General features: G+C 53.9%; 13 protein-coding genes and 2 pseudogenes. 2 read left to right on the forward strand and 13 right to left on the reverse strand.

The genetic code is table 11. The annotated features are described in order from the left end of the window. Positions 1-147: 147 nt before the first annotated feature. The 7 genes and pseudogenes from MO767_RS00465 to MO767_RS00495 all read right to left on the reverse strand — a co-directional run. Positions 148-354 (reverse strand): annotated as a pseudogene (locus tag MO767_RS00465) (transporter substrate-binding domain-containing protein); the annotation flags it as partial. A 145-nt stretch (positions 355-499) separates the two neighbouring features. Then, on the reverse strand, positions 500-802 hold the full coding sequence (locus MO767_RS00470) for a phage infection protein (RefSeq protein WP_282478929.1): 303 nt from the start codon (positions 800-802) through the stop codon (positions 500-502). Positions 803-1,157: 355 nt separating this feature from the next. Then, positions 1,158-2,131, reverse strand: a pseudogene (locus MO767_RS00475) (IS5 family transposase). A gap of 900 nt (positions 2,132-3,031) precedes the next feature. Then, positions 3,032-3,658 carry a glutathione S-transferase gene (locus tag MO767_RS00480; protein ID WP_282479338.1) on the reverse strand — a complete coding sequence of 209 codons (627 nt, stop codon included), beginning with the start codon at positions 3,656-3,658 and terminating at the stop codon, positions 3,032-3,034. Between the two features lie 1,517 nt (positions 3,659-5,175). Then, positions 5,176-5,580 (reverse strand): hypothetical protein, encoded by a 405-nt coding sequence (locus tag MO767_RS00485; protein ID WP_282478930.1) that lies wholly within the window; start codon positions 5,578-5,580, stop codon positions 5,176-5,178. 367 nt (positions 5,581-5,947) lie between these two features. Then, on the reverse strand, positions 5,948-6,199 hold the full coding sequence (gene grxC / locus MO767_RS00490; RefSeq protein WP_282478931.1) for a glutaredoxin 3: 252 nt from the start codon (positions 6,197-6,199) through the stop codon (positions 5,948-5,950). Positions 6,200-6,226: 27 nt separating this feature from the next. Continuing rightward, a complete protein-coding gene (locus MO767_RS00495; protein WP_282478932.1) occupies positions 6,227-6,745 on the reverse strand; it encodes a carboxymuconolactone decarboxylase family protein in 519 nt (172 codons plus the stop codon). Positions 6,746-6,874: 129 nt separating this feature from the next. Here MO767_RS00495 and MO767_RS00500 point away from each other — a divergent pair, with 129 nt between their 5' ends. Next, entirely contained in the window at positions 6,875-7,693 is an 819-nt protein-coding gene (locus MO767_RS00500; protein ID WP_282478933.1) for an AraC family transcriptional regulator, read from the forward strand. A gap of 265 nt (positions 7,694-7,958) precedes the next feature. On the opposite strand, the gene MO767_RS00505 is transcribed toward MO767_RS00500, so the two are convergent. The 6 genes from MO767_RS00505 to MO767_RS00530 form a co-directional block, all read right to left on the reverse strand. Beyond that, positions 7,959-8,099, reverse strand: coding sequence for a DUF2256 domain-containing protein (locus MO767_RS00505; protein ID WP_282478934.1), 141 nt, complete (start codon positions 8,097-8,099; stop codon positions 7,959-7,961). After that, positions 8,096-9,634 (reverse strand): cryptochrome/photolyase family protein, encoded by a 1,539-nt coding sequence (locus MO767_RS00510; RefSeq protein WP_282478935.1) that lies wholly within the window; start codon positions 9,632-9,634, stop codon positions 8,096-8,098. The genes MO767_RS00505 and MO767_RS00510 overlap by 4 nt, the downstream gene beginning before the upstream one ends. Before the next feature lie 26 nt (positions 9,635-9,660). Beyond that, complete coding sequence (locus MO767_RS00515; RefSeq protein WP_282478936.1) at positions 9,661-9,966, reverse strand: DUF6482 family protein; 306 nt, start codon at positions 9,964-9,966, stop codon at positions 9,661-9,663. A gap of 13 nt (positions 9,967-9,979) precedes the next feature. Beyond that, entirely contained in the window at positions 9,980-10,690 is a 711-nt protein-coding gene (locus MO767_RS00520) for an SDR family NAD(P)-dependent oxidoreductase (protein ID WP_282478937.1), read from the reverse strand. A gap of 37 nt (positions 10,691-10,727) precedes the next feature. After that, on the reverse strand, positions 10,728-11,288 hold the full coding sequence (gene folE / locus MO767_RS00525) for a GTP cyclohydrolase I FolE (RefSeq protein ID WP_282478938.1): 561 nt from the start codon (positions 11,286-11,288) through the stop codon (positions 10,728-10,730). A 154-nt stretch (positions 11,289-11,442) separates the two neighbouring features. Beyond that, positions 11,443-11,907, reverse strand: a complete 465-nt coding sequence (locus tag MO767_RS00530) for a DUF393 domain-containing protein (RefSeq protein ID WP_282478939.1) — start codon at positions 11,905-11,907, stop codon at positions 11,443-11,445. Positions 11,908-12,145: 238 nt separating this feature from the next. Here MO767_RS00530 and MO767_RS00535 point away from each other — a divergent pair, with 238 nt between their 5' ends. Further along, on the forward strand, positions 12,146-12,739 hold the full coding sequence (locus tag MO767_RS00535) for a KUP/HAK/KT family potassium transporter (RefSeq protein WP_282478940.1): 594 nt from the start codon (positions 12,146-12,148) through the stop codon (positions 12,737-12,739). Positions 12,740-12,741 lie beyond the last annotated feature (2 nt).

Raw genomic sequence — 12,741 nt, forward strand, 5'->3', positions numbered from 1 at the left:
ATGGGCCCACTGTAGTGCTCGAGCGTCGCGATGAAAAAACACCCTGACGCATAGTTGCTATCGAGAGCGTTGATCGATTGTCAGCGGGGTATGTTGTCGCTGAGCCAGCGCTGCTTGAGTTGTTCCAGACGCCCATCGCGGTTCATGCAAGGCGCGCAGCAAAGGGACTTGTTGCAAGTGCACCTGGTCGCCGGCGCGTTCGGCCAGTGCCTGCACCACGTCCACGCCAAACCCCACCAGTTGATTACCTTGCTGAAAATGCAGGGGCGGGTGGTTGTCGGTGAGCATGTTCAGATCGGCCGCGACCGCCGTAAAGGTCAAGAAAGACAACAGGCAACTGGCAATGCGCTTCATGAATCGTCCTTGATGAAATGAATCGCAAATCTTAGTACGGGCGTGCTGAAAATATCCCGAGGAATTGTCGGGCTATTGCGTCAGATCTCAGGACTTATGGGTGTCGTGCATGGGGATCGGCGAGCTCAGCAAAAAGCCCGGGTAATCAATACCGCTGATATTTCGAGCCGAATTCGGCACGGTTTTCCGCGACAACCACACCGCCGCGTACCGCATTGCTCGGGCTGACCGATGCCACACGTTCGCGCAGTTCTTGCAGACGGTCGGCACCGCCTTCGGCCACGCGATTCTCGATCAGACGATCGGAGCCGCCTTCCACCAGCAGTTGTTGAACCTGGCCAGGGGACGCAGCATTGCCGGTGTGGGCCGACGCCAGGCTCGACAGGCCGAGACCACCAACCAGTGCCAGACCGAGTGCCAGGGACGAGACTTTCGAGAAGTTGAACATGGGTGATTCTCCGTGCGTTTAGTTTGAGTGGGTCGGTAGCTGCTGCTATCCGGTGATCACAGTTAAACGCTCGGGTGTATCGGTGATGTGTGCTTGAATGCGGCGAAATCGGCTTTTACGTATCCGTCCGGGGTTCTTATACAGACGGCTACAAAACCCTGTGAAATATCCCCTCTCGTTGTCCCCATTTTTCAGGTTTGCATGTCTTAGGGAAGGTCTGAAATACCCACCGATTTTTGATGCCCTCGCTGCTTGAGGTTCAAAAAATTCCAAGTCGGCCGAAAAACAGACCCATCCTGTCTTTAATTCACGGCTCTTTCCTCTGATCGTGCTGTTTCAGGGCGATCAGCCCGCATTACAGACGCACCTCTCCCGCATTCAACAACCGCTTTCGCACCATCCATAGATTTGACAACGCGAACAAGGTCGTTTGCTGAGCGATGTTTTTCGCCAAACAGCGAAAGCGCACTTTCGTATAACCAAACTGACGCTTGATCACGCGAAACGGATGTTCAACCTTGGCCCGCACCTGCGCTTTGGCGTATTCGATCTTGCGTCGCATGCGCCGATCAAGCTCTTTTTCCATGCTTCTTATAGCTGCTGGGCCGCGCGGCAATTGACCAGATCATGGTGCGTTCCTGATGCTCCGGGCGCTTGTCCACTCCGGTGTAACCCGCATCACCGCACACATAAGCTTCCTCGCCGTGCAGCAACTGAGCGACCTGCGTCACGTCCGCCACATTCACCGCAGTGCCCACCAAGCTATGCACCAACGGACTCAGCATCGACGCCAATGTGCGATTTTATTCCAAAAAAGTATTGGTTTCCTTTCTTGGTTTGATGCATTTCAGGATCGCGCTTACCGTCTTTATTCTTGGTCGAGCTCGGCGCATGAATGATCGTCGCATCGACTACCGTACCTTGGCGCAGCATCAAGCCACGGTCACCCAGATAGCCGTTGATGACCTGCAAGATCCCGCCCGCCAACTCATGCTTCTCCAACAAGCGCCGGAAGTTGAGGATCGTGGTTTCATCGGGAATCCGATCCAGGTGCAGCCCCGAAAACTGGCGCAGAATCGTGGTTTTGTAGAGCGCTTCTTCCATCGCAGGATCGCTGTAACCGAACCAGTTTTGCATCAGATGAACCCGCAACATCGCCATCAACGGATACGCCGGACGGCCACCTTCGCCTTTCGGATAATGCGGCTCGATCAAGGCAATCAGGCCCTTCCAGGGCACCGCCTGATCCATCTCGATCAGAAAGCGCTCGCGGCGGGTCTGCTTACGTTTGCCGGCATACTCGGCATCGGCAAAGGACATCTGTTTCATCGGGGCTCAACCGTTCAGTTTGTGCGAGGTGCGTATTTCACCAAATCTGGAAGTCTTTTTCAGAGTTTCCTTAAGCAAGCCAACCACTTCACCCGCTAATCAGTATTGCAAAAAACGGGGGTGACCATAGATTTATGGAGCGCTTACGGTGCTTTTTGGGGGCAACTGCGAAGTTGCAATCGTCTTGACTCCCTGTTTGCATTTTGGGCTGCTGAGCTCGTATGGACATCAGCAGGCCAAGAAGCAGCTGCATAGTTGGACGATTGACACTACAACTATCTTGAAAACTCCCGTTGGGATGAAGCGAAGAGAGTTTGCTAGCGGCAGTTTCGATTGCAATGGAAAATATGGCTAGGCGGCGTGCACTATTAGGCAATCCATCGCCGTCATTGATGACTGTATCCGTATCCAATGTTGTTTGTCTTGACATGCTGGCTCCGTTATAGATAAGCAATAGTACCTTGGTATGGAAGGCGACAGGGTGCTTTAGGTATTTCGCTCAGTAGTGTCATAAACAATCCCATATCGATTGTCGAAATTGACTAGGCATCTTTTGCGGGCTTGGCCTTCATATTTCTGTGCGAGTTATATAGCATTTTTATTTCTTGCCTGCGGTTATTGCTGTTACTCAAAATTTTGAGTGTGAAGTTTTTAGATTTCATATGGTCGGATTATAACCAACTAAAATATGTGACTTTGGTGTGTTAGAGCAATCGAGCCAAAAACGGAATATTAGTTTCCCGTCAATGAACTGGCCGCTTATAGTAAAATATTGAATGCGTCATTTCTGCCGGTTTTGATATTTTGGGTGTTGGTTCCCGCATTCATAACCACCTCGTACACTACGAGTTTTTAATGGTGAGGAAGGGGAACCTTTAGCAGATTCTTGGACTCGACGACTCAAGCGGTTTGCAAGCCGATAAGGGTGCGCTGCATCGGCACGAATCCCGGGAGCGCTTCGATACGGGCCAGCCAAGAACGTACGTTCAGATAATCAACCAGCGAAACATTGCCCTCTGGGGCATGAGCAATATAGGTATAACCTGCTACATCAGCGATGGTCGGCTGGTCACCCACAAGGTACATCTGGCCATCAAGGTCATGCTCCATAACTTTCAGTAACGCATGGGAGCGCGCAATGGCGTCTTCGGCGTCGCGGTTTGCCCCACGTAAAGTGATCTGTCGTGCGGTAGCCGGCCCATTGTTCATCTGGCCAGCAGCCACCGATAACCAGCGTTGAACGCGTGCTCGATCTGCTGCATCGGATGGTAGAAAGCGACCCTTACCGTATTTGGTGGTGAGGTACACGAGAATTGCATTCGAGTCAGATAGCACGACACCGCCATCGTCAATGACTGGAACCTGGCCAAACGAGTTCATCTTCAGAAAATCGGGGTGCTTATGCGCACCATTGAGCATATCAACGAATACTAACTCAGTTGATAAACCCAGCAAGGACAGTATTAGCTCGACACGATGAGAGTGACCAGACAATGGGTGATGGTACAGTTTGATGGTGTTAGACATAATAAACTCCACTGCTTTGTTGATGGTTTTTTTCAGGGTCAGGGTGACCATGGCATTATCTTGCATTATTCACTTAGTAGACTGCTGTTGCGGCTGTAACGTGGCGATCGTTAGTTTTGAGTCGTAGTGCAGTAGGCTGCAAGGACAGCACGGCAGCGAATATCACTAGCAAAGTGAACTTGTGAACATTTACTCATTGAGCGCACGTGAAACTTAGCCTTTGGCAAGACCAGATTTGAAAGCCATGAGGGCAGAAGACGAACGCCCGAGTTACCAACGGTGTGGGTAGCTTGCACAAGCGCGAGATTGGTGGAGACAGGGCGTGCTGACATGTTGTCTGATCCGATTTAAGTAAGACTGGACAGACTTTAAAGTTTGGGTCACATCAGCGCTAGACCGAATCGTATAGCTTCACTGCTAAGCTAAACTTACGAGTGATTTACTTTCTCGCCCCACTTCCGCGGATCAACACCGCCAGCCAGTCATAACTCGGCACTGTTCGAAACAATTTCGGTGCGGTTGGGGGATAGGTTGTCGAGCTGTTATTCAACGACCATGAACGGTACGTTACTGGTTGTAGAGGCTGGTAGCCTGCCGGAGGTGGAGGCATTCATCAAATACGCCCGCTATGTAAAAGCAGGCTTCTTCACGGATGTACAGTCGCGGTAGGGATGGCAGTTAACTGCTACCCCCCCGCACAAGCCCGTACGTGCGGAGCTACCGCATACGGCTCCTGCCTCTGGTGTTTGACGCAAAGCGATCCTCAGGGTAAGCATGCGTTTCTCGGTCTGCGTATGTAGAGCTCAGCAAGGCGTCCTTAGCGTGAACATTGAAGCCGATTACGCTGGCTGCTACGTTTGAAAGCTTGCCGCAATAGACGGCATACCGTCAGACGAAAACTACCAAGGCGTATAAGGTTCCCCGGAACCGCGTGGTAATTGAAATATTCCGTGACCACCCGAGTAAGCCATTGCCCCTGGATGGTCTCATGACGTCGATGTTTCAGCTTATCCAGAATAGCCATCAGCGTCGCACGCATTCGCTTCTTGGTCGTCAGTCGTAGTATTTGAAAGCCACCGCTTCTGTTGGTACTACAGCAGTGTGTGAACCCGAGGAAGTCAAAAGTCTCCGGTTTACTTATGCATCGCTTCCTACGATTTCTTGCAGCAAAACGATCAAACTCGATGTTGGGACGAGTGTTCGCCGGACACTTACAGTTATCCCGCCATGATCTCGATACGTGTTTGCCTGCGATAAAAGGCGTGAATAGCTCACACCACCCTCGACCCAACGATGGCGGAGGCGACAGGCAGCAATCGAAAGCCGTCCTTCGCGAGTGATTGTTTTGGGCGGAGGGCGTCCACTTATGTTAATGGTCAAATCTGATGTACATGACTGGTACTGGTCACGCTAAATGCAAATAGGCGGGCAAGGCCGCAATTGCCCAGTGAGTCGGCGTTTGACGCGTGTGAATCTGTCATTGGTACACGCCGTTCTCAATTTTCCATATCAGTGACTCAACGGTGCTCATCCCTACGAATGTAGAGAACAGGCTTGCCGGCGTTACTCTGCCCAGCGCGATGTTCGGCTGGGTCAGCCACCGTTGCTTGGCTATTGCCCTCGAACAACCTTAGGGCGTCCTGTATGACTAGCGCCCGGCGAAAAGCATAATCGCTCTCGCTAATGGACAGCTGCTGCGCCTTTTTCCAGCGACGTTGAACCGCGGGAGAAACGTCGAGCAAGGAGAATAGCTTTTTTGTGGATAGGCCCACGACCAGCGCCAGGTCGTCATAGAAGTTCACGTCAAGCCTGTTATGAAGAAGATCCGCGCAGGCATGCAGATCCTGCCGAAGCGCGATGGCACCGGAAAAGCGTTCAGAGGGACAGTGTGCAGGTGGAGCGGTTTCAGTAACGTTGCTCATGGTTTATTTCCCCGTCCTAAATGCCTTCATGTAGGTCGCAAGAGCCGCAGCGGCACCATAACGCCAAAAAAGCCCAAGAACGGTATCGATTTTTCGATCCCGCACAGAGGCTGCGTATTGTCGCTAGATATGTGTGTGAGGCTCCATATGCACCCCGCTAAGAAAGGCTATACCTGTATCAATTTTAGCTTCCCCTGCGCCAACCCTAACGCTGGCACAGATGCTCATATCGTGTGAGCGGTGAAGCAAAATCGCTATCGGCCTGCCGACTATGGGTATAGACAAGGGGGCATTGTAGAGAATTTGGCGGCAGCCCTAGCAAGGATTACCGCCAGTCTACGTAACTCATCAAAACAAATACCTGATCTCAGGATAACAACGACATCAACCCGCCTTTACGATCTAGCTTGGACAGGTCGTCGAAGCCGCCGATGTACGTGTCGTCGATAAAGATCTGCGGCACGGTGCGGCGCCCACTACGTTTGACCATTTCTTCACGCTTACCAGGGTGGGCCTGAATGTCGATCTCTTTCATCCTCACGCCCTTACTGGCCAGCAAGAGTTTCGCGTTGCGGCAGTAAGGGCATGTTTGCGTGGTGTACAGAGTCACAGTTTTCATGGTTGGTTCTCTGTTTTTGGCGCCTACTCAGACATCGATGGCCGGGAAGTCGATATAGGTCAATGCGACGTTGTTGAGGTAGTTGGTCAGCGTCTGCGAAGCCACGTGCGCAATCACCTCGATGATCTTGGCGTCGGTAATACCGGCGGCGCGTGCTTCGGCGATCTGTTCGTTGGTCAGATGGCCACGGCTTTCAGTGATTTGTTTTGCGAGCCGTGCGAAGGCGTCGAGCTTCCCTTCACGGGCGCTAAGTATTTCAGTATTTTTGTAACCCGCTTTACTGGCGAACAGGGTGTGTGCAGCCAGGCAGTAGTCGCAGCCGTTAGCTTGGGAGGTGGCGAGGAAAATCGATTCCTTCTCCAGATCGCTGAGGGACGTTTTGCTCAGGGCAGCCGAGCTTTGCATGTAGTTGGTCAGCACAGCAGGCGCGAGGGCCAGTACGCGGAATACGTTGGGCAGGAAGCCGATTTTCTTTTGAACGCCTTCCAGCATTGGACGGGTGGCGTCAGTAGCGTTTTCCAGGTTAAGCGGGGCAATGCGAGTCATGGTGATACTCCGATAATTGAAGCGCGATGTGCGCTGTACGGAGTCGATATTAAAGATTTATCTGGCTTATTGGGTTCTAAAAATCCAAGATAGGCAACTGATCGTCTAAATCAGTGAGGGAGATCGACCATGGATCGTTTGTCCACATTGCTGACACATTTCGGTGTCAACGCCGGCACCTTTCACAGCGGTGCTTTTTGCGGGATCACGGCTTTTGATGGCAGCCAAACAGCTGGGCATATGCACCTGCTGCAAGCCGGTGAGGTTCACCTCAAGCTGGCCGATGAGCGAGAGCTGCACATCAACCAACCTACCCTTATCTTTTTTCCCCGGCCGTACCGCCATCGTTTATCCGCCAAAGAAGGATCCGGCGCGCAGTTGGTCTGTGCGTCGGTAGAGTTCAATGGGGGCGCGGGTAATGCACTCGCTACGGCATTGCCGGATTACTTGGTGCTGAAGCTAGAAGAGATACCGACCCTGGCGAGCACGCTGCAATGGTTGTTCGACGAGGCATTTGAAGGTACCTGCGGTCGTGAAGCGGTAATGGATCGGCTGTTCGAGCTTTTGGTGATTCTGCTGCTTCGCCACATTCTGGCCAGTCGTAATCAGCAGCCTGGGATGATGGCTGGACTGGCTGATACGCGTCTGGCGCGTTCTCTAAACCTTATGCACGCTGCGCCCGCCAATGCCTGGAGTTTGGCCGAGCTTTCGGCAGCGGCCAATATGTCACGGGCCAGCTTTGCTGATCACTTCAAACGAATTGTTGGACAGTCACCGGGCGATTATTTGGTGAGCTGGCGGATAAGTCTGGCGCAGAAACTTTTACGTGAAGGCAAGCCCATAGCGCTGATTGCCGAGGAAGTGGGCTATGAAAGCTCATCAGCACTGGCTCGGGCGTTTCGTCGAAAAACCGGCGTCAGCCCACGAGAGTGGAGGGGGGAAAGCTAGGGGTTCCAGTTCAGACTGCTCTGCAATCCGTTTCGACCGGTTTTTATTGATTGGGCGTCAAATTCAAGGATTTCAGTTTGGAGATCCCAATCCAGTTCTCCCCCCATTCCGCTGCTGTAACGTGACAAACGCTACTAAAGATCATAGAGATGCTTTAACGAGCATAGAAGATGGCCAGCATTGCAGGTAAGGCACCGGGCTCAACTACCTAGATTTGAGGTTGCTAAGCGGTGTTGTGCTTAATACTCGTATCGAGTATCAAAGCTCAGCTTTCAATACGTCTGTGCCGCCGGCAACGCTCCGAGCAGTAGCGCACCTCAGCCCAGCAGCGCGTCCATTTCTTGCGCCAGGCGAACGGCAATCCGCAGACCGCACAGGTTTTGACCGGGAGTTCACTCTTGTTCAAAACGACTCCCCGGCATCCAGTTTGGCGAGCAGTTTCTGGCCGCGATCCCAGAGCGCTTGCTGCTTGGGTTTAGTCATTCGGTCGAGGTTTTTGTAGACCATGCCCATGCGCTGGTTGCTGCGTAAAAGGTCGCCGTGACGCATGAGGAAATGCCAGTAAAGCGAATTGAAAGGGCAGGCGTCGTCCGTCGTGCTTTCACTGACTTTGTACGCGCAGTGACGGCAGTAGTCAGACATGCGCTTTATGTATTGGCCACTGGCGCAGTAAGGCTTGGAGCCCAGGTAACCGCCATCCGCGTGCATGACCATGCCCAATGTGTTGGGCAGTTCGACCCAGTCGAATGCGTCCATGTAGATCGCCAAGTACCAGTCGCAAATCTGGCTCGGCGCGATGCCGGCCAGCAGCGCAAAGTTGCCGGTCACCATCAGCCGCTGGATGTGGTGGGCATAGGCATGTTTCAAACTTTGGCCGATCGCATGGCCCATGCAGTTCATCTTGGTGTCGCCTGTCCAATAGAACTCTGGAAGCTGCCGGCTGTTGCCAAACAAATTGCCACCGGCGTAATCGGGCATTTTCAGCCAGTAGACGCCCCGTACATATTCACGCCAGCCGATGAGTTGGCGGATAAAGCCTTCGGCAGCGTTTAGCGGAATCCTGTGCGCCCAATACGCCGCCTCGACATCACTGCATAACTGACGCAGGTCCAGGAGGCCGATATTCAGCGCAGCGCTGATCCGCGCATGAAACAGGAAGGGTTCATCATTGGCCATGGCATCTTGGTAGTCGCCGAAGGCTGCCAGGCCCCAATCGAGGAAGTAGTCCCACAACGCCTGGGCATCGGCGTGGGTTACCGGGTAATCAAAGGTGTCGAGGGTGCCATAGTGGTTGGAGAAGTTTTTTTCGACCAGCGACAGCACGTCCTGGGTTATCGCATCTGCCGAAAAGCGCATGGGCGAGGGGGCTCTCAAGCCTTTGGGAAGTGCCTTGCGGTTTTCGGCATCAAAGTTCCAGGCGCCGCCGACCGGGCTGCCGTCGCCGTTGAGCAACAGGCCACTCTTGCGTCGCATCTCACGGTAGAAGAACTCCATGCGCAGCTGCTTTTTGCCTTCGGCCCAGGACGCAAACTCGAGTCGGGTGCAGAGAAAACGGGTATCGGTATGCCACTGGATCGCCAAGCCACAATCTTTCAGCGACTGCTCCAGGCGCCAGTCACCGCACTCTGTGACGAGCAGTTCATCGGGTTGCAGCAGCGACTGCCAGCGCCGTAATTCGCCCGGCACCGAGCCGCTATTGTGTGGATCATCGAGGGTGACGTATTGCACGCGGATACCGCGCTGCTGCAACGCCTCGGCAAAATGGCGCATCGCACTGAAGATCAGGGCGATTTTTTGCGGGTGATGGGGTACGTGGCTGGCTTCCTCCATCACCTCGACTAACAGAACCGTATCGCGCTCAGGATCCAGTCCCTGCAATGAGGCCAGGTCGAAGGACAATTGGTCGCCCAGGATCAGGCAGAGTCGGCGAATTTTGTTCATTTCACCGGATCCCGGCGGAATGTGACTCACCTGGGCGCCGCCAGCGAGAAAGGAATGCGCAACGACTCGATGGGCCCTTCACGTGAGCCGCACATCTCGTCATGGACACATTGCTGCACGAGCGCGCAGGGAAATGGCGGGACGAGCTGCAATAACTCACGCAGGTGATTGATCGAGCGAAGGTGCATAGGCTTCGCTGCATCGTCCAGCAAAGTGAACTGTCCGTGATCCAGCCTGACTCGCGCCAGATAAAAACCGCCCTCCAGCGACAGCAGCTCCAACTCGCGTACTTCGCCATTCGCGGCCCGTTCGGTCAACGCTTGCAGATTCATGGTTCACTCCTGCCTACCAAGGTAGGCGTTCTCCGTTATAAGCAAAAAAATGGCCGCTGTCGGCAGGCGTCAAACGGTCAATCAGTGATAACAACTCATGAGCAGCATTACTTGCCGGCCTGGCTGCAGAGGCGCCATGAAAGGGTTGTGACAGGCCCGAAATGACGGTGCCGGGATGAAGGCTCAATAAGCGGGTCTCAGGACGGGTTCTTGCCAGTTCGATCGCAGCCGTTTTAATCAGCATGTTCAACGCTGCCTTGGAGGCGCGATAGGCATACCAGCCGCCCAAACGGTTATCGCCGATGCTGCCCACCTTGGCGGAGAGCACCGCCATCGCGCCGTGAGGGTCAAGCAAGGGTAGAAAGTGACGCAAAACCAGCGCCGGCCCGAGCGTATTTACTTGGAATATCGCCTGGAGCGCATCCGCTTCAATAGAGGAGTAACTTTTTTCAGGCTTGATGTCTTCGCGATGGAGCAGACCGGCAGCATGCAAAATCAACTGGTACGGGGCTTCTTCAGCTAATTCGGCGGCCGCCCTGGCGATACTGTCGGGCTTTTCCAAATCCAATCCTGGAACACTGTTGCGCCCCAGCTCACGGACAACCGAGCATCGTGGATCTTCCTTCAGCAACTCACAAAACGCCGTGCCGAGCGCTCCACTGGCGCCGATCACCAAGGCACGGTATCCATCGCCAAGGGAGTTCATCTTGATGGAACTGTTCATTTTGCCTCTCCCGCAGACAGACGCGTTTATTTTGGCGTTAACCGAGTCGGCCTATCAGTTGCAGGAACTCGAGACGCGTAGCGGACGACTCGCGAAAGGCGCCCAGCATCACTGATGAGGTCATCACCGAGTTTTGCTTCTCCACGCCCCGCATCATCATGCACATGTGCTTCGCCTCAATGACCACAGCCACGCCGGCGGCATCGGTGATGTGCTGAATGGCGTCGGCAATTTGTTTTGTGAGGTTTTCCTGAATCTGTAAGCGGCGGGCGAACATATCGACCACTCGGGCGACCTTCGACAGGCCCAGTACCCTTCCGGTGGGGATGTACGCAACATGAGCCTTTCCGATGAAGGGCAGCAGGTGATGCTCACACAATGAATACAGTTCGATGTCGCGCACGATGACCATTTCATCGTTTTGCGATTCGAACAGGGCACCGTTGGTCACGTCCTCCAGACTCATCGTGTAGCCGTTGCACAGGTATTGCATCGCTTCGGCTGCGCGCTTGGGTGTGTCCAGCAGTCCTTCACGCTCAGGGTTCTCGCCTACGCCGACGAGAATTTCACGGTAATGCTCGGCTATTGATGGGTTCATTTAGATTCCTCGCAGCCATGCTGCGCTTCATGTGACGACAATCCTTGGCAGTAGGGGCGTTTCTGCTGTGCACGATCTGACGCAGGTAACACGAGGTTCGCGAGATCACCTGTGGCTCAGGTTCTTCGTCAGGCCAATGACAAAACGAAGCTTTCTAGGGCTGCTTTGTTTTAGAAGTGGGTTGCTCGTCGGGTGCGGGTTTTGATTCCGGCACTGCGCATTGGTTATCGACACATCGACGGCGGCCATCCGGGTGAGGTAACCACGCCAAATGGGGACGTAAGCGGCAAAACAGGCGATAACCGAGTGCAAGCAGCGGTTGGAGTGCACGCCATGTCAGCGGCGTGGCCCAAAATCCCAGGCCGGCGGCACGCCAGCTCCATAGGGTGGCGTCCAGGCCGTTAACCCAGCCGCCATCGGCGAAACTGGCATGAAGCGACGCCTGCATTTGCTCGAACGTGAAACCAAGTGCTTTGGCGTGGAACTCAGCACTGTTTATGTCAACAAACAGCAGTCGGCTCTTTGCGGCGTGTCGGCGCAGGATCATAATTTCGCGCGCACACAACGGACAGTTACCGTCAAAGTACAGCGTCAGTGGCCAATGCTCTTTATTGTACATATATGATGTTCTTGTATAGGTTTTGTATAAGATAGACCCAAAAAAACCACCTGACAATGTGCGCCATGCTTGTGCGTGTTTACCACCGGCCAATGCCACCCGCAGCCCGATGCACTCATCAGCCAGACCCTTGGGGGCGGCTTAAGTAGTCTAGGGGGAACCGTGCAGGCTTGGTCATACATGGGATTTCCACGTACGCGGGGGCGCAGAAATCCAGGCCGGGAATGGCAATTAAGGATTGGATGTTTTTTGTTTTTTGTTTTTTGTTTTGAGGCAGGCGGTAAATGAATTGCGTTTGGCTTGTGTCGTGCTGCTCCTCTGGAAAACGCCGCGCTGGCTGGCCATCCCGATGTTGCTCGGTTTTCTGCTGGTAGACAGTCTGTACTTTACGGCCAATGCGCCGAAGATTTTCCAGGGCGGTGCGTTCCCAGTGATCGCCGGCATTGGCCTGTTCATCTCGAAGACCACTGGCAACGAGGGCGGAAAATCCCCGTCGAGCGGTTGGACGAGGCCGCACTGCCTCTGCCGTTGTTCATCAGCAGCGTTCGTTAGCAACCCCCCGTATCGGGTACAAGGTACGGCGTTTTTTCTGACGGCCAGGGCCGATGCCGCTCCCCATGCACTCTTGCACAACCTGTTGCATAACCAGGTGCTGCACGAGCAGGTGGTATTGCTCACCGTAGTGTCCGAAGACAGCGCTCGGGTGACCGCTAACCGAAGGTTTGAGGTAGAAGCCTATGGCGAAGGGTTCTTCCGGGCCAGTCTCTACTTCGGATTTATGGAGGAGCCTCACGTATCCTCCGACGCTGAGAAAATGTTGTACGTTGGCTGACT

This window comes from Pseudomonas sp. UYIF39 (assembly GCF_029963765.1).
Classification (GTDB): domain Bacteria; phylum Pseudomonadota; class Gammaproteobacteria; order Pseudomonadales; family Pseudomonadaceae; genus Aquipseudomonas.

Coding starts and splice junctions, on each gene's coding strand:
- MO767_RS00470 (WP_282478929.1), bottom strand. CDS start 802: ATGTTCAACTTCTCGAAAGTCTCGTCCCTGGCACTCGGTCTGGCACTG.
- MO767_RS00480 (WP_282479338.1), bottom strand. CDS start 3,658: ATGTCTAACACCATCAAACTGTACCATCACCCATTGTCTGGTCACTCT.
- MO767_RS00515 (WP_282478936.1), bottom strand. CDS start 9,966: ATGAATCTGCAAGCGTTGACCGAACGGGCCGCGAATGGCGAAGTACGC.
- MO767_RS00520 (WP_282478937.1), bottom strand. CDS start 10,690: ATGAACAGTTCCATCAAGATGAACTCCCTTGGCGATGGATACCGTGCC.
- MO767_RS00530 (WP_282478939.1), bottom strand. CDS start 11,907: ATGTACAATAAAGAGCATTGGCCACTGACGCTGTACTTTGACGGTAAC.
- grxC (WP_282478931.1), bottom strand. CDS start 6,199: ATGAAAACTGTGACTCTGTACACCACGCAAACATGCCCTTACTGCCGC.
- MO767_RS00485 (WP_282478930.1), bottom strand. CDS start 5,580: ATGAGCAACGTTACTGAAACCGCTCCACCTGCACACTGTCCCTCTGAA.
- MO767_RS00510 (WP_282478935.1), bottom strand. CDS start 9,634: ATGAACAAAATTCGCCGACTCTGCCTGATCCTGGGCGACCAATTGTCC.
- MO767_RS00495 (WP_282478932.1), bottom strand. CDS start 6,745: ATGACTCGCATTGCCCCGCTTAACCTGGAAAACGCTACTGACGCCACC.
- folE (WP_282478938.1), bottom strand. CDS start 11,288: ATGAACCCATCAATAGCCGAGCATTACCGTGAAATTCTCGTCGGCGTA.
- MO767_RS00500 (WP_282478933.1), top strand. CDS start 6,875: ATGGATCGTTTGTCCACATTGCTGACACATTTCGGTGTCAACGCCGGC.